Here is a 14922-nt window from a genome sequence, read left to right on the forward strand (position 1 = left end):
CATGGCGACAGAGGCGGTCATCGTCGATGTGATCCGCACCCCGTCAGGGCGCGGGAAGCCGGGCGGAGCGCTGTCGGACATCCACCCGGCCGACCTGCTCGCCGGGGTGCTGGCCGAGCTGGTGCACCGCAACGGGCTTGACCCTGCTCTCGTCGACGATGTGATCGGCGGATGCGTCACCCAGGCGGGCGAGCAAGCGGGCAACATCACCAGGACGGCCGTGCTGAGTGCCGGCTTCCCGGAGAGCGTGCCCGCCGTGACGATCGACCGGCAATGCGGGTCGAGCCAGCAGGCGGCGGCGTTCGCAGCGCAGGGCGTCATCTCCGGTGCGTACGACATCGCGATCGCCTGCGGGGTGGAGTCGATGAGCCGCGCGCCGATGGGCTCGAACGTCGGGGGCGCATCCATCGGGGGAGCGCTGCTCACGCGGCGATACCCGGACGGGCTGGTGAACCAGGGGGTGGCAGCGGAACTCATCGCCGAGCAGTGGGGCTTCGAGCGGAGCGAGCTCGACGACTTCGCGGCGCGGTCGCACGCTCTCGCCGCCGAGGCCGCCTCCTCTGGAGCGTTCGACGGCGAGCTCGTGGCCGTTCCGACGCCGGACAGCGGAAGCGTCACGGCGGACGAGACGATCAGGGCGACGACCGCAGAGGCGCTCGCCGGCTTGAAGCCGTCGTTCCGGACGGACGCGCTCGCCTCGCGCTTCCCGCAGCTCGACTGGCGGATCACGCCGGGGAACTCCTCCCCGCTCACCGACGGAGCGTCGGCGGCGCTGATCATGAGCGCCGAAGCCGCAGGGCGCCTCGGCCTGCGGGCGCGGGCACGGTTCCACAGCTTCGCAGTCGCGGGGAGCGACCCGCTGCTGATGCTGACCGGGGTGCTTCCCGCCACGCGGAAGGTGCTCGACCGCAGCGGCCTGCGTCTGGACGAGATCGACGCGTACGAGGTCAATGAGGCGTTCGCGCCCATCCCGTTGCTCTGGCAGCGCGAGTTCGACACAGAGCCGGCCAAGCTCAACCCGCACGGCGGCGCCATCGCGCTCGGGCACGCGCTCGGCTCGTCAGGCACCCGGCTGCTCGCCACGCTGCTGAGCGAACTCGAAGCATCGGGGGGCCGCTACGGCCTGCAGACCATGTGCGAAGGCGGAGGAACCGCCAACGCGACCATCATCGAAGTCCTCCGCTGAACGCGGCTTTCGGAAAGGGAATTACCATGCAGATCGACGGATGCTCCGCCATCGTCACCGGCGCAGCGAGCGGTCTCGGGAACGCCACCGCCCGTGCCCTCACCGAGGCGGGAGCGCACGTGGTCGTGCTCGACCTGCCCAGCTCGGAGGGCGAGAAGGCGGCGATCGCGCTCGGCCCGACGGCACGGTTCGTCGCGGCCGACGTGGCGAACGAGGACCAGGTGCAGGCGGCGGTCGACGTCGCCGCCTCGCTCGGCCCGCTGCGCGTGGTGGTCAACTGCGCGGGGATCGCGACAGCGGCCAAGGTGCTCGGGCGCGACGGCGTGCTGCCGCTGGAGCAGTTCGAGCGGGTGATCAGGGTCAACCTGATCGGCACGTTCAACGTCGTGCGGCTGGCCGGCGCTGCGATGGTGCAGACCGAGGCTGTGGGGGAGGAGCGGGGCGTGATCGTGAACACCGCCTCCGTCGCCGCGTTCGACGGGCAGATCGGCCAGTCGGCGTACTCGGCGTCGAAGGGCGGGGTCGCGGCCATGACGCTCCCGCTCGCCCGCGAGTTCGCCCGCGACCTCATCCGGGTGGTCACCATCGCGCCCGGCATCTTCGAGACGCCGATGATGGCCGGGCTCCCGCAGCCGGCTCAGGACTCGCTCGCCGCGCAGGTGCCGCATCCCTCCCGCCTCGGCAAGCCGTCCGAGTACGCCGCGCTCGCCCTCCACATCGTCCAGAACCCCATGCTGAACGGCGAGACCATCCGCCTCGACGGAGCCATCCGCATGCAGCCCCGCTGACCAGCTCCATCCCGCCCCCGTCTCTCCCGGGACGGGGTCAGGAGGCGGAGTGGGTTTCGAGGAAGGTGTAAACGTCGGAGTCGTCGACGCCCGGGAACGAGCCGGAGGGGAGCGGCGACAGGATGTGCGCGTGAAGGCGCGCGCTCGGCCAGGCCTGGCCCGCCCAGCGGCTCTCCAGCGCTGCGGGCGGGCGCTTGCAGCACGACTCGTCCGGGCAGTGCGACTCCGCCCGTGCCGCCGTCTCGCGGCCGCGGAACCACTTGGCCTGGTCGAACGGCACCCCGACGCTGATCGAGAAGCCGCCGGCCGAGGTCGTGCCGGTCTGGGTCGCGCACCAGTACGTGCCGGCCGGAGTGTCGGTGTACTGGTACAGCTCCGTCGTACGGTTGGTGTGCGTGAACGCCGAGCGGGCGCCCCACTTCCTGCAGACGATCTGGCCCTCGATCGACCCCGTCACATCCGTCGGCAGCGGCAGGCCGTCGTTCTCGTAGCCCTTGTACAGCGCGCCGTCGTCGCCGACGCGCAGGAAGTGCAGCGTCATGTCCAGGTGCGTGGTCGCCAGGTTGGTCAGCCGCAGCGCCGCCGCCTCGTGGGTGACGCCGAACGCATCCCGGAAGTCTTCTACCGCGATGTCCTTGTCCTGCTTGGCCTGCGCGAGGAAGCCGACGGCCGCTTCCCTGGGCATCAGGCAACTCGCGGCGAAGTAGTTGATCTCCAGTCGCTGCCGCAGGAAGTCGGCATAGCTCTGCGGGCGTTCGTGGTCGAGCAGCCGGTGCGCCATCGCCTGCAGCGCCATCGAGCGCAGACCGTGCCCGCCAGGGATGCTCGCCGGCGGCAGGTAGATGCGTCCGTTCGCGAGGTCGGTGATGGAGCGGGCGGAGTGCGGAAGGTCGTTGACGTAGATCAGGTCGAAGCCGAGCTGCTCGGCCATGATGCTCACTTCGCGGTGCGTGAGCGCGCCGTGCGTGTGCCCTGAGGCGCGCACCCGTTCCTCCGCCAGGGCCTCGATCTCCGGGATGTAGTTGTTCTGCGCACGCATCCGCTCGCGCAGTTCCGTGTTGGCGCGGCGGGCCTCCTCCGGCGTGGCGATGGCTTCCGATGCGCGCCTGCTGAGCTCCCTGTGCATCCCGACCAGCGCGGCGAGGGTCTCGGTCGGCGTGCCTTTCGTCGGCTTGACGGCCGGTAGCCCGAGCGAGCCGTACAGACTGCCGCGCTGCGCCCTGGCGAGTTCGATCTCGAGCGCGGCGCGCGCATCCGGTGGCTCGGCGGAGAGCAGATCGGCGAGCTGCACGCCGAGCGCCGTCGCGAGGCTGGTCAGCAGCGTGATGCGGGGCTCGCGCTTGCCGTTCTCGATCAAGGAGAGCTGGCTCGCGGCGACCCCGGCGGCTGCGCCGAGCTCGTCGAGCGTGAGGCCGCGCTGGCTGCGGAAGTGCCGGATGCGGTGGCCGAGGGTCGCTACGTCGGCGGTGGGCTGATCCATCTCTTCACGATAGCGAAAGAATCGCGATTCTTTCCAGCACTTTTCGAGAGATTAACCCCGAAAACTCTCGGATGCTTGGTTCACGCCCAAACTTTCTACCGAGAGGACTCCGGAATGACACTCGCCGAGCTCCCGCTCTCCGACCTCGATGACCAGCCTGACGGCCTCGACGCGCTGCGCGCCTGGGTCGCTGACATCGCCGCCATCACCCAGCCGGACGACGTCGTCTGGTGCGACGGCTCCCTCGCCGAATCCGACAGGCTCACCAAGCAGCTCGTCGCAGAGGGCAAGCTCATCCGCCTCAATCCGGAGTGGCGTCCCAACAGCTTCCTGGCCCGCACCGACCCCGGCGATGTCGCCCGCGTCGAGGACCGCACCTTCATCTGCTCCGTCGACGAGACGGACGCAGGGCCCACCAACAACTGGCGCGAGCCGGAGGCGATGCGCGCAGAGCTGCGCGAGGTCTTCACCGGCAGCATGCGCGGCCGCACGATGTACGTGGTCCCGTTCTCGATGGGCCCGGTCGGCGGTCCGATCTCCCAGGTCGGCGTCCAGCTCACCGACTCCGCCTACGTCGCCGTCAGCCTCGGGATGATGACCCGGGTCACCCCGACGGTCCTCACCCTCATCGAGGCCGGCCAGCCGTGGGTCGCCACCGTGCACAGCGTCGGGGCGCCCCTGGTGGATGCGCACGGCGTCCGGCACGACGACGTCGCCTGGCCGTGCAACGAGACCAAGTACATCGTGCAGTTCCCGGAGACCAGGGAGATCTGGTCGTACGGCTCCGGCTACGGCGGAAACGCGATCCTCGCCAAGAAGTGCTTCGCACTGCGCATCGCCTCGGTGATGGCGCGCGACGAGGGCTGGCTGGCCGAGCACATGCTCATCGTCAAGGTCACGTCCCCCGAGGGGCGCGCGTTCCACATCGCTGCGGCGTTCCCGTCCGCGTGCGGCAAGACGAACCTCGCGATGCTGCGCCCGAGCATCCCCGGCTGGACGGTGGAGACGGTCGGCGACGACATCGCCTGGCTCCGTCAGGGACCGGACGGGCGCCTGCGCGCGATCAACCCGGAGGCCGGGTTCTTCGGCGTCGCACCCGGCACGGGTCCAGGCACGAACGCCACGGCGGTCGACACGCTGTGGGGCAACACGATCTTCACGAACGTCGCGCTGCGCGACGACGGCGACGTGTGGTGGGAGGGCCTGACAGAGGAGCCGCCTGCGCACCTCATCGACTGGCGCGGCGAGGACTGGACGCCGCAGAGCGGACGTCCGGCCGCGCATCCGAACTCCCGGTTCACGGTTTCCGCCGCGCAGTGCCCCGCGATCGCGGACGACTGGGACGCCTTCGACGGCGTGCCGATCGACGCGATCCTGTTCGGTGGACGCCGTGCGACGAACGTGCCGCTGGTCGCGCAGTCCCGCGACTGGAACCACGGCGTCTTCCTCGGCGCGACCATCTCGTCCGAGCAGACCGCCGCTGCGGAGGGGACGGTCGGCGAACTGCGCCGCGACCCGTTCGCGATGCTGCCGTTCTGCGGATACAACATGGCCGACTACTGGGGCCACTGGCTGAAGATGGGCGAGAAGCTCGGGGCGAACGCTCCGGCCATCTTCCAGGTCAACTGGTTCCGCAAGGGCGAAGGCGGCCGGTTCCTCTGGCCGGGCTTCAGCGAGAACGCGCGCGTGATCGAGTGGATCGTCCGACGCGTCGAAGGCAGCGCGGGAGCAGTGGATGCGCCGATCGGCCGGCTGCCGATCCCCGCGGAGCTCGACCTGGACGGCCTCGACCTCCCCGACGCCGACGTGGATGCGCTCTTCGACGTCGACCGCGAGTCCTGGCTGGCCGAGTGCGATCTCACCGAAGAGTTCTTCTCCCGCTTCGGCGACCGCGTCCCCGCCGCGCTGCGAGCCGAGCTCGCGTCGCTCCGCTACCACCTGCGCGACTGACCGCCTCCGTCCCGCCCCACGACCCCCGCGCCTGACCGCGGGTACCCATCGAGTCCGGACCTCTTCACACCGCTCCCCGGCGTGTCTCGTGAAGAAGTCCGGACTCGATTCTTTAGACGAGGAGCTGGTGCTTGGCGAGGTCGCGGTAGAGGGGCGTGGAGACGACCAGCTCGGAGTGCGTGCCTGTGTTGAGGACGCGGCCGTGGTCGAGCACGACGATCTGGTCGGAGTCGACGACCGTCGAGAGCCGGTGGGCGATGACGATGAGCGTCCTGTCCTCTGCGACGGCGTCGATCGCTTCGCGCATCAGCTGCTCGTTGCGGCCGTCGAGGCTCGACGTCGACTCGTCCAGCAGCAGCACGGGAGGGGCGGCCAGCAGCGCGCGGCCGATGGCGAGACGCTGGCGCTCGCCTCCCGACAGCATGATGCCGTCTTCGCCGACCGGCGCATCCAGGCCAGTGTCGTCGCGCTCGAGCACCTCGGTGAGGTTGACGGCGTGCAGCACCTCGATGCACTCGGCGTCCGTCGCATCCGGTGCGGCGAGTTTGAGGTTGTCGCGCAGCGAGCCGGCGAGCACCGGCGCGTCCTGCTCCACATAGCCGATCTGGCCGCGCAGCGCCGCGCGGTCGAGCGTGCGGACGTCGAGGCCGCCGAAGCGCACCTCGCCGCCTGTCGGGTCGTAGAACCGCTCGATCAGGGCCAGGATGGTCGACTTGCCGGCGCCGGACGGGCCGACCAGCGCGGTGCGCTTGCCTCGGGGAGCGGCGAAGCTGACCCCGTGGAGCACCCCGGCCTGCCGGTGCCTGCCTGCGCCGTCGCTCTCCGCATCGCCGCGACCGGCAGCGACCTCAGCCTCCGCGACGATGTCCGTGCCTCCCATCGCCTCGAACGCGAGCCGTTCCATGCTCGCCTCGCCGGCGTCCGGCGTCGGCTCGGCCTTCACGGAGGAGTCCGGATAGGAGAACTGCACGTTCGCGAACTCGATCGCCGGCGCATCCGGTGCCAGCCCCTCGTTGGCCGCGCCGATGGTCATGGCGAGCGGCGCGATCTCGCGGTCGTGCTCATCCTCCGACGGCAGGTCGATGATCTCCTGGATGCGCCCGAGTGCTCCGAGCGCGGAGTTGACGGCCGTGACGGCGCCGAACGCCTGACCGAGCGGCAGGATCATCATGAACAAGAACAGGATGAACGCCACCAGGTTCGCCACCGTGATCGCGCCGCTCGCCACGCGGAAACCGCCGACGCCCAGCACGACCAGGAACGACACCTGCATCGCGATGCCGGCGACGGGGACCACGAGCGCCGAGATCTTTGCGACCTTGATGCCCATCTTCCACGCGCCGGTTGCGTCGGCGTCGATCGCCGCGATCTCGCGCTCTGTCGCGTTGGCGGCACGGATCGTCCGCACGGAGCTGATCGCCCGCTCGACAGACGCGGCGAGGTCGCCGACCTTGGTCTGCGCCTGCTGGCTGGCCACCCGGATGCGGCCGGACAGCAGGGTGACCACCACGATGGACACCGCGATCACCAGCACCGTCAGCCCGAGCAGCACGGGGTCGATGATGAGCATGGCGATGAGCGCGCCGATGAACGTGAGCGCGCCGCCGATGGCCTCGACGAGGCCCTGTGTCAGCACAGCGCGCAGCAGGGTGGTGTCCGAGCCGACCCGCGACACCAGGTCGCCGGTACGCCTGGTGTCGAACTCGCTGATCGGGAGGTTGAGCATCCTGGCCACCAGGCGGCGGCGCGAGGAGAGCACGACGCCCTCGCCCGTGCGCTGCAGCAGGTAGTGCTGGTAGCCGGAGATCAGAGCGGAGACGACCACCAGGACCACCAGCAGCCAGACCAGGCCGCCGAGTGGCTGCTGCTTGCCGACGATGTCGATCACCTGGCTGACCAGCAGCGGCTGGGCCAGGCTCGCGGCCGCGCCGAGCACGCTGAGCACGATGACGACGCTCAGCACCGCTTTGTGCTCGAACAGGTACGGCAGAAGCTGGCTGAACTTCGCGCGAGGGCCATCGTCCCCGTCTTTGCCCGGTCGGCCGAAGCGTCGGCGCGGTTGGCTGGTCTGTTCGGTGGTCATGACAGTCTCGTTCGTCTTCTCGGGGTTGATGGGGCTTCTCGGGGTTGGTGGGGCGCTGCCGCTGCTCGGGATGCGCGGACGCGGGATGCGCCGACTCGGAATGCTACTTCGACCGTACTTCCTGCGGACTGCGTGTTCACCCAGATCTGGTATCTCGCCCGACCGATCGGCAGTACCGATCGATCCGCGGTGCGGGCCGATCGGCGGCACAGGCGACGATGTCGGAGGATCGGTCTACTCTGATGAACTATGCCAGCGCCTGTCATCACCGCGAACAACCTTGTCAAGAAGTACAAGGAGTTCGCCGCCGTCAACGGGATCAGCTTCGAGGTGGCTCCCGGGGAGTCGTTCGGGCTGCTCGGTCCGAACGGCGCAGGCAAGTCGACGACGATGCGGATGGTCGGCGCCGTGTCAACGCGCACGGGCGGCGAGCTGAGCATCCTGGGCCTCGATCCGAACAGCCACGGACCGGAGATCCGCTCGCAGCTGGGCGTCGTGCCGCAGGCCGACAACCTCGACACCGAACTGCGCGTGCGCGACAACCTGATCGTCTACGGCCGCTACTTCGGGCTGCCGGGCTCGCGGGTGCGGAAGCGGGCGGACGAGCTGCTGGCCTTCGCACAGCTCGAGGACAAGGCGAAGGCCAAGGTGGACGACCTCTCCGGCGGCATGAAACGCCGCCTCACCATCGCCCGCGCCCTCATCAACGACCCGCGCATCCTGCTGCTCGACGAGCCGACCACCGGGCTCGACCCGCAGGCCAGGCACATCCTCTGGGACCGGCTGTTCCGGCTCAAGGAGCAGGGCACCACGTTGGTGCTCACCACCCACTACATGGATGAGGCCGAGCAGCTCTGCGACCGCCTGGTGGTCGTCGACAAGGGCACGATCATGGCGGAGGGATCGCCTGCGGCGCTCATCAGGGAGTACTCGTCCCGTGAGGTGCTCGAGGTGCGGTTCGGCTCCGAGCGCAACAGCGAGGTCGCCCAACGGCTCGACGGCATCGGCGAACGCATCGAGGTGCTGCCCGATCGCATCCTGGTCTACAGCGACGACGGAGAGGCGGAGCTGGTGCGCATCGCAGAGCGCGGTCTGCACCCCATCACGAGTCTCGTGCGCCGCTCCAGTCTGGAGGACGTCTTCCTCCGGCTCACCGGCAGGAGTCTGATCGAATGAGCGCAACAGACACGGCTCCGGATGCGCAAGTCGCCATCGCCGCGGCGGTCCGGCCACGCAGGTTCGGGGCGTGGTACGTCGCGGAGCACCGCTTCCGGGTGATGCGCTCCTACCTGCAGACGGTGCTGATGACCGCGCTGGGGTACCCGCTGCTCTACCTGTTCGCGATGGGCGTCGGTCTCGGCAGCCTGGTCAGCCGCAACCTGGGGGACCAGGGCGTCGATGGCGTCAGCTACCTCGCGTTCGTCGCCCCGGCGCTGCTCTGCACGGCGGCGGTGACGATCGCCAGCGAGGAGTTCACCTACCCGGTGATGCTCGGGTTCAAGTGGAACCCGACCTTCTACGGTATGAACGCGGCGCCGATCTCGGCCGGGCAGATCATCGACGGCCTGGTGATCTCGGTGGTCGCGCGGCTGCTGACGGCCAGCATCATCTACTACGCGGTGATGCTGCTGTTCGGCGCGGTTCCGCTGGCCACCGGGTTCCTGGCCATCCCGGTCGCCGTTCTCGCCGGCGTCGCGTTCGGCGTGCCGGTGATGACCTACGTGGCGACCCTGGAGCAGGACACCGGCCAGCTCGCCCTCGTGATGCGCTTCGTGCTGCTGCCGATGACGCTGTTCTCCGGCACGTTCTTCCCCCTCACCGCGATGCCGTGGTTCCTGCAGTGGATCGGCTGGCTGTCCCCGCTGTGGCATGCGTCGGAGCTGGCGCGCGTGTTCACCTACGGCATGCCGGAGCCGCTCTGGCTGACGATCACCCACGTGCTCTATCTGGCTGCGCTGTTCGTCGTGTTCTGGATGTGGACGCGCCGGATCGCCGCGAGGAGGCTGAACAAGTGAGCGGCGCAGGACAGACCCAGACCGACGAGCGTCTCATCGCGACCGTCTCGCACAGCAGGCCGCTGCGCGCGCTCTACGCGGGGAACGCATCCAGTGTCATGCAGCGCGGCTGGCTCGCCACCCGCAGCACCAACTGGCTTGTCGTCGTCTCCGGCTTCTTCGAGCCGATCTTCTATCTGCTGTCCCTCGGGGTCGGGCTCGGCGCGATGGTCGGGGTCGTCACCACCTCGTCCGGCCAGGAGGTGTCGTACGCGGCGTTCATCGCGCCGGCCCTGCTGGCGACGGCCGCGATGAACGGCGCGGTCTACGACTCCACGTGGAACGTGTTCTTCAAGATGCACTTCGCGAAGCTCTACGAGGGGATGCTGTCGACCTCGCTCGGGCCGCTCGACGTGGCGCTGGGGGAGATCCTGCTCGCCCTGGCACGCGGAGCGCTCTACGCCATCGGCTTCATGCTGGTGATGCAGGTGCTCGGGCTCAACCTGTCGTGGTGGGCCATCCTCGCACTGCCGGCCGTGCTGCTGATCGCGTTCGGGTTCGCCAGCTTCGGGATGGGCATCACCAGCTACATGAAGACCTTCCAGCAGATGGACTGGATCAATTTCGTCATGCTGCCGATGTTCCTGCTGTCCGCCACGTTCTACCCGCTGAGCGTCTACCCACCGGCCATCCAGATGGTCATCCAGGCGCTCCCGCTCTGGCACGGCGTCGAGCTCGTCCGCGACCTGACCACGGGGGCGGTGGATGCGGGGCTCCTCTGGCACGTGCTGTACTTCGCCGTGATGATCGTGCTCGGCCTCATCCTGACGACCAGGCGGCTGCGCGCGCTGTTCCTCGACTAGCGCGCGCATCCACTCGTGCGAAAGGCGCGGCCCGGGCATCCCGGACCGCGCCTTCTGTACGAGTCGAGCCCGCTAGGAGACGTTCTCGTTGAAGTCGATGTCCTTCGTCTCCTTGCTGAGGAAGAGCGCGATGAGCGTGAGGACGCCGGCGCCGGACAGGTAGATGCCGACCCAGAGCGTCGAGCCGTGCGCGACGGTCCACAGCCAGACCGCGATGGTCGGGGCGACGGCCGCGCCGAGCACGCTGGACAGGTTGTAGCTGATCGCGGAGCCGGTGTATCGCACCTTGGTCGGGAACAGCTCAGGCAGTTCGGCGCCCATCGGCCCGAAGGTCAGCCCCATCAGCGTGAAGCCGACGATGAGCAGCGCCATCGTGCCGACGAACCCTCCGCCGAACAGCGGGACGAACAGCAGACCGAAGACGATGATGCCGAGCGTCACCCAGATCAGCGTCTTGCGGCGGCCGTAGCGCTCGGCGAGCGGTCCGGCGACCAGCGTGAAGACGCCGAAGAACACCACGCCGACGATGAGCATGATGAGGAACTCGTTGCGGGTGTAACCGAGCCCCGGCACGAACGTACTCGGGTCGAACGCCTTGCCCGCCTTCTCGGCTGCCGCGCGGGCCGTGGCCTCGGTGGCGGCGGTGGTGCCGTAGGTGAGGGTGAACGCGGTCATCAGGTAGAACAGCACGTAGGTGGCCAGCATGATGAACGTGCCGAGGATGATCTGGTACCAGCTGGTCTTGAACACCCGCGCCAGGGGCAGCTTGGCCACCTCGCCGGTGTCGACGACTTTCTGGAATGCCGGGGTCTCGACCAGCTTGAGCCGCACGTACAGCCCGACGATCACCAGGATGGCGCTGAGCAGGAACGGAACGCGCCAACCCCACGCGCTGAACGCCTCGGGGCTCATCGACAGGTTGAGCGCCAGGAACAGCAGGTTGGCGATGATGAAGCCGATCGGTGCGCCGAGCTGCGGGAACGTCCCGTAGATCGCGCGCTTTCCTGCCGGGGCGTTCTCCGTCGCCAGCAGCGCCGCGCCGCTCCACTCTCCGCCGAGCCCGAGGCCCTGGCAGAACCGCATCACGACGAGGAGGAACGGCGCCCAGAACTCCCAGCCTGGCACCTGTGCGGTGGGCAGGCAGCCGATGAGGACCGTCGCGATGCCCATCGTGAGCAGCGAGCCGACGAGGGTGCCCTTGCGGCCGATGCGGTCGCCGAAGTGACCGAACAGGATCGAGCCGACCGGCCGGGCGATGAACGCGACGCCGAAGACCGCGAACGACGCGAGGAGCGCCGTCGTGGGGTCTTCGTTCGTGAAGAACAGCGCGGGGAACACCAGCACGGCCGCGGTCGCGTATACGTAGAAGTCGTAGAACTCGATCGAGGTGCCGATGAGGCTGGCGAGGATGACGCGGCCGCGCGTGTTCGCTGGTGCGGCTGGTGGGGTGACGGAGGCCGTCGAAGACATGGAGGTGCTACTTCCGGGTTGCGTGACGAACAGAGAACGATGCTGGTGGATGCGGGCGTCGGTCGGGCGTCTCGCGAACTCGTGAGCAGAAGTGGTGTGGTTGCGGCGCTTGTGGCGCCCCTCCACCATACGTCGGCGGCGCGGCTGGCTCGAATCCGGCGCGGATGGGACCGGTCGCTACGCTGGAGGCATGGATACTCTGTTCGCAGTTCTGCACGTCGTGTCGGCCGTCTTCATCGTCGGTCCGATGGCCATCCTGCCGATGACCGCGATGCGCGCCGTCCGCGCGGGCAACGCCGCCCAGGTGGCCACGCTGGCGAAGTCGACCAACCTCTTCTCGCTGCTGTCGCTGCTCGTGATCGTGTTCGGCTTCGGTGTGATGGGGATGTCGGACCCGAAGTACAAGACCAGCGTGACGACGCCGTGGATCCTCTGGTCGATCATCGCCTACGTGATCGCCCTCGGCCTGACGCTGTTCGTCGTGGTGCCCGCGATGAAGAAGGCTGCGGAGGCGCTGGAGACGCGCAGCGCATCCGATGCCCCGGCCGCCGTCGCGGCAGGACAGACCCCGGCAGGCGAGGCCGCCGACCTGTCCTCGCGCGGCTACCCGGCCATCGCCGCAGGCTCAGGAGTCGCGTCGCTGCTGCTGGTGCTCGTGGTGGTGCTGATGGTCTGGAAGCCGTAGCGGCCCTCAGCCGCGCAGCGCGCGCAGCGTGACAGCCGTGCTCAGCGCAGCGTGCGCCGCCTCAGCGCCCTTGTCCTCTCGCGAGCCCGGCAGGCCGGCCCTGTCGATGCCCTGGGCTTCGTCGTCGAGGGTCAGCACGCCGAAGCCGACGGGCTTGCCGGTGTCGATGGCGACGCGGGTGAGGCCATCGGTCGCCGCGGACGAGACGTACTCGAAGTGCGGCGTCCCTCCGCGGATGATGACGCCGAGGGCGACCACCGCATCCGCACCGGCCTCGAGGGCGGCCTTGCTCACCACGGGGAGTTCGAAGCTGCCAGGCACGCGCACCAGAGAGAACGTCGCTCCTGAGGCCTCCAGCGTGCGCTTGGCGCCCGCGATCAGGCCGTCGGTGATCTCGTCGTGCCAGGTGCCGGCGACGATCACGACGTTCATGCCGGTTCCGTCGACGTTCTCCAGGGCGTTCGGGGCTCCCGCTCCGCTCATCGTGCTGTCCTTTCCGCTGTCTGCTCAGCAGGGGTGAAGAGGTGACCCATGCGGTCACGCTTGGTTTCCAGGTAGCCCTCGTTGAAGGTGCCGACGCCGACGACGAGCGGCACGCGCTCCTCCACGCCGATGCCGTGCTCTTCCAGCTGGCGCACCTTCTCCGGGTTGTTGGTCAGCAGGCGCACCGACTCGATGCCGAGCTCCTGCAGGATGGCCGTCGCCGCCCCGTAGTCGCGGGCGTCGATCGGGAGGCCGAGGGCGAGGTTCGCGTCGAGCGTGTCCAGGCCCTCCTCCTGCAGCTTGTACGCGCGGAGCTTGTTGATCAGCCCGATGCCGCGGCCCTCGTGGCCGCGGAGGTAGACGACGACGCCGCCCTCGCGCTGGATCGTGTCGAGCGCCGCATCCAGCTGCGGGCCGCACTCGCACTTGAGCGAGCCGAACGCCTCACCTGTCAGGCACTCCGAGTGCACCCGGACGAGGGTTCCGGATGCGCTGGGCTTGCCAGACACGATGGCCACGTGGTCCGCTCCGGTCATCCGGTCGCGGTATGCGCGCATCTTGAACGAGCCATGCGTGGTCGGGACCGTGGTCTCGACCTCGAAGATCACCCGGGAGGTCTCCGGGATGGGCGTGACCGTCTCCAGCTGCTGGTCGCAGTGGAACTCCTGCAGGTAGGCGATCAGCGCCTCGATCGTGATGACGAGCACGCCCTCGCGCTCGCCGAGGTCGATCAGGCCGGGGAGGCGCATCATCTCGCCGTCGTCGGCGACGATCTCGGCGATGGCGCCCACCGGGGTGAGCCCGGCCAGCTTCAGCAGGTCGACGGCGGCCTCCGTGTGCCCGTCGCGCTCGCGCACGCCGCCGTCGACGGCGCGCAACGGCAGGATGTGTCCTGGCCTGTGCAGGCTGGACGGCACGGAGTCGAGGTCGGCGAGCACGCGCAGCGTGTGGGCGCGGTCGGCGGCGCTGATGCCGGTGCTGAGCCGGTCGGCCGCATCCACGCTCACCGTGTAGTTGGTGCCGCGCGCGTCCTCGTTGGTGGCGACCATGACGGGGAGGTCGAGCCGGTCGGCGATCTCGTTGGTCATCGGGGCGCAGATGAAGCCGGAGGAGTTCTTGACCGTCCAGGCGATCCACTCCTGGCTGGCCAGCTCTGCGGCGAGGATGACGTCGCCCTCGTTCTCGCGGCTCTCGTTGTCCGCGACGATCACCGGCCGTCCGGCGCGGAGCTCGCTGAGGGCCTGGGGGATGGTGGCGAGGCTCATGATGCGCTCCGTTCCGGTTCTGCGGTCGATGGGTCTGAAATGGAGGACGGGAGCACGCTCTCGCGTCCCGCGTAGCCGAGGCCGAGCATCCGCTCGACGTGCCTGGCGAGGATGTCCGTCTCGATGTTGACGAGGTCGCCGACGGCGCGCTCGCCCAGGGTCGTGGCCGCGAGGGTCTCCGGGATGAGGGAGACTTCGAACCAGCCGTCGTCGATGGTGCCGCCGACCTCGCTCACTGTGAGCGAGACGCCGTCGATGGCGATGGAGCCCTTGCGCGCGACGAGCGGCGCGTGCTCAGGGTCGAGGCTCAGCCGCACGACGCGCCACGCGCTGCCGTCTGTGATGGAGAGCACACGGGCGGTGCCGTCGATGTGGCCCTGCACGATGTGGCCGCCGAGGCGGTCGCCCACCTGGGCGGCGCGCTCGAGGTTCACCGTGCGGCCGGGCTGGACGCCGTCGAGCGTGCTCATGGCGAGCGTCTCGGCCATCACGTCGGCGGTGAACGTCTCCGCATCCTGGCCGATGACGGTGAGGCAGACGCCGCTGACCGAGATCGAGTCGCCGTGTTTCGCGTCGCTGACCGCGAGCGGGCCGCGCACCGTGATGCGGGCGGCGTCGTCCGTGAGGTCGACGGCGACGATCTCGCCGAGCTCTTCGATGATTCCGGTGAACATG

At 69.2% G+C, this 14922-nt stretch carries 13 protein-coding genes; 7 read left to right on the top strand and 6 right to left on the bottom strand.

Translation table 11 applies throughout. The annotated features are described in order from the left end of the window. Position 1 precedes the first annotated feature (1 nt). On the top strand, positions 2 to 1186 hold the full coding sequence (locus ACIRCZ_RS14135; protein WP_402854184.1) for a thiolase family protein: 1185 nt from the start codon (positions 2 to 4) through the stop codon (positions 1184 to 1186). Between the two features lie 26 nt (positions 1187 to 1212). Continuing rightward, on the top strand, positions 1213 to 1974 hold the full coding sequence (locus ACIRCZ_RS14140) for a 3-hydroxyacyl-CoA dehydrogenase (protein ID WP_055890663.1): 762 nt from the start codon (positions 1213 to 1215) through the stop codon (positions 1972 to 1974). Between the two features lie 37 nt (positions 1975 to 2011). Here the strand turns inward: ACIRCZ_RS14140 and ACIRCZ_RS14145 are convergent, their stop codons facing one another. Beyond that, positions 2012 to 3454 (bottom strand): helix-turn-helix domain-containing protein, encoded by a 1443-nt coding sequence (locus ACIRCZ_RS14145; RefSeq protein WP_402854188.1) that lies wholly within the window; start codon positions 3452 to 3454, stop codon positions 2012 to 2014. Between the two features lie 114 nt (positions 3455 to 3568). On the opposite strand from ACIRCZ_RS14145, the gene ACIRCZ_RS14150 reads away from it, so the two are divergent. Further along, entirely contained in the window at positions 3569 to 5404 is a 1836-nt protein-coding gene (locus tag ACIRCZ_RS14150) for a phosphoenolpyruvate carboxykinase (GTP) (RefSeq protein WP_055890667.1), read from the top strand. 112 nt (positions 5405 to 5516) lie between these two features. Here ACIRCZ_RS14150 and ACIRCZ_RS14155 read toward each other — a convergent pair whose 3' ends face one another. Beyond that, a complete protein-coding gene (locus ACIRCZ_RS14155) occupies positions 5517 to 7487 on the bottom strand; it encodes an ABC transporter ATP-binding protein (protein WP_402854191.1) in 1971 nt (656 codons plus the stop codon). A 249-nt stretch (positions 7488 to 7736) separates the two neighbouring features. Between ACIRCZ_RS14155 and ACIRCZ_RS14160 the strand changes: the two genes are divergently transcribed. The 3 genes from ACIRCZ_RS14160 to ACIRCZ_RS14170 are packed head-to-tail and all read left to right on the top strand — an operon-like array spanning position 7737 to position 10344. Continuing rightward, positions 7737 to 8663 (top strand): ABC transporter ATP-binding protein, encoded by a 927-nt coding sequence (locus ACIRCZ_RS14160; protein ID WP_055890669.1) that lies wholly within the window; start codon positions 7737 to 7739, stop codon positions 8661 to 8663. After that, positions 8660 to 9502, top strand: coding sequence for an ABC transporter permease (locus ACIRCZ_RS14165; protein WP_402854194.1), 843 nt, complete (start codon positions 8660 to 8662; stop codon positions 9500 to 9502). Before ACIRCZ_RS14160 ends, ACIRCZ_RS14165 begins: the two co-directional genes overlap by 4 nt. Before the next feature lie 35 nt (positions 9503 to 9537). Further along, positions 9538 to 10344: an ABC transporter permease gene (locus ACIRCZ_RS14170; RefSeq protein WP_402854565.1), complete on the top strand. Its 807-nt coding sequence runs from the start codon at positions 9538 to 9540 to the stop codon at positions 10342 to 10344. A 72-nt stretch (positions 10345 to 10416) separates the two neighbouring features. Here ACIRCZ_RS14170 and ACIRCZ_RS14175 read toward each other — a convergent pair whose 3' ends face one another. Beyond that, entirely contained in the window at positions 10417 to 11814 is a 1398-nt protein-coding gene (locus ACIRCZ_RS14175; RefSeq protein WP_402854197.1) for an MFS transporter, read from the bottom strand. Between the two features lie 190 nt (positions 11815 to 12004). Here ACIRCZ_RS14175 and ACIRCZ_RS14180 point away from each other — a divergent pair, with 190 nt between their 5' ends. Next, complete coding sequence (locus tag ACIRCZ_RS14180) at positions 12005 to 12499, top strand: DUF2269 family protein (protein ID WP_402854200.1); 495 nt, start codon at positions 12005 to 12007, stop codon at positions 12497 to 12499. A gap of 6 nt (positions 12500 to 12505) precedes the next feature. Here ACIRCZ_RS14180 and ribH read toward each other — a convergent pair whose 3' ends face one another. The 3 genes from ribH to ACIRCZ_RS14195 are packed head-to-tail and all read right to left on the bottom strand — an operon-like array spanning position 12506 to position 14921. After that, the gene (gene ribH, locus ACIRCZ_RS14185) at positions 12506 to 12982 is read right to left on the bottom strand and encodes a 6,7-dimethyl-8-ribityllumazine synthase (protein ID WP_402854203.1); all 477 of its coding nucleotides are present in this window, start codon (positions 12980 to 12982) and stop codon (positions 12506 to 12508) included. Then, a complete protein-coding gene (ribA, locus tag ACIRCZ_RS14190; protein ID WP_055890679.1) occupies positions 12979 to 14247 on the bottom strand; it encodes a GTP cyclohydrolase II in 1269 nt (422 codons plus the stop codon). Before ribA ends, ribH begins: the two co-directional genes overlap by 4 nt. Further along, positions 14244 to 14921 carry a riboflavin synthase gene (locus ACIRCZ_RS14195; protein ID WP_055890681.1) on the bottom strand — a complete coding sequence of 226 codons (678 nt, stop codon included), beginning with the start codon at positions 14919 to 14921 and terminating at the stop codon, positions 14244 to 14246. Before ACIRCZ_RS14195 ends, ribA begins: the two co-directional genes overlap by 4 nt. Between the last annotated feature and the right edge of the window lies 1 nt (position 14922).

The organism is Leifsonia sp. NPDC102414, from assembly GCF_044765685.1.
Taxonomy (GTDB): domain Bacteria; phylum Actinomycetota; class Actinomycetes; order Actinomycetales; family Microbacteriaceae; genus Leifsonia.

Excerpts from the sequence above, each read along its gene's own strand:
- ACIRCZ_RS14165 (WP_402854194.1), top strand. The coding sequence starts at position 8,660 with ATGAGCGCAACAGACACGGCTCCGGATGCGCAAGTCGCCATCGCCGCG.
- ACIRCZ_RS14145 (WP_402854188.1), bottom strand. The coding sequence starts at position 3,454 with ATGGATCAGCCCACCGCCGACGTAGCGACCCTCGGCCACCGCATCCGG.
- ribA (WP_055890679.1), bottom strand. The coding sequence starts at position 14,247 with ATGAGCCTCGCCACCATCCCCCAGGCCCTCAGCGAGCTCCGCGCCGGA.
- ACIRCZ_RS14135 (WP_402854184.1), top strand. The coding sequence starts at position 2 with ATGGCGACAGAGGCGGTCATCGTCGATGTGATCCGCACCCCGTCAGGG.
- ribH (WP_402854203.1), bottom strand. The coding sequence starts at position 12,982 with ATGAGCGGAGCGGGAGCCCCGAACGCCCTGGAGAACGTCGACGGAACC.
- ACIRCZ_RS14175 (WP_402854197.1), bottom strand. The coding sequence starts at position 11,814 with ATGTCTTCGACGGCCTCCGTCACCCCACCAGCCGCACCAGCGAACACG.
- ACIRCZ_RS14180 (WP_402854200.1), top strand. The coding sequence starts at position 12,005 with ATGGATACTCTGTTCGCAGTTCTGCACGTCGTGTCGGCCGTCTTCATC.
- ACIRCZ_RS14140 (WP_055890663.1), top strand. The coding sequence starts at position 1,213 with ATGCAGATCGACGGATGCTCCGCCATCGTCACCGGCGCAGCGAGCGGT.
- ACIRCZ_RS14195 (WP_055890681.1), bottom strand. The coding sequence starts at position 14,921 with ATGTTCACCGGAATCATCGAAGAGCTCGGCGAGATCGTCGCCGTCGAC.
- ACIRCZ_RS14155 (WP_402854191.1), bottom strand. The coding sequence starts at position 7,487 with ATGACCACCGAACAGACCAGCCAACCGCGCCGACGCTTCGGCCGACCG.
- ACIRCZ_RS14150 (WP_055890667.1), top strand. The coding sequence starts at position 3,569 with ATGACACTCGCCGAGCTCCCGCTCTCCGACCTCGATGACCAGCCTGAC.
- ACIRCZ_RS14160 (WP_055890669.1), top strand. The coding sequence starts at position 7,737 with ATGCCAGCGCCTGTCATCACCGCGAACAACCTTGTCAAGAAGTACAAG.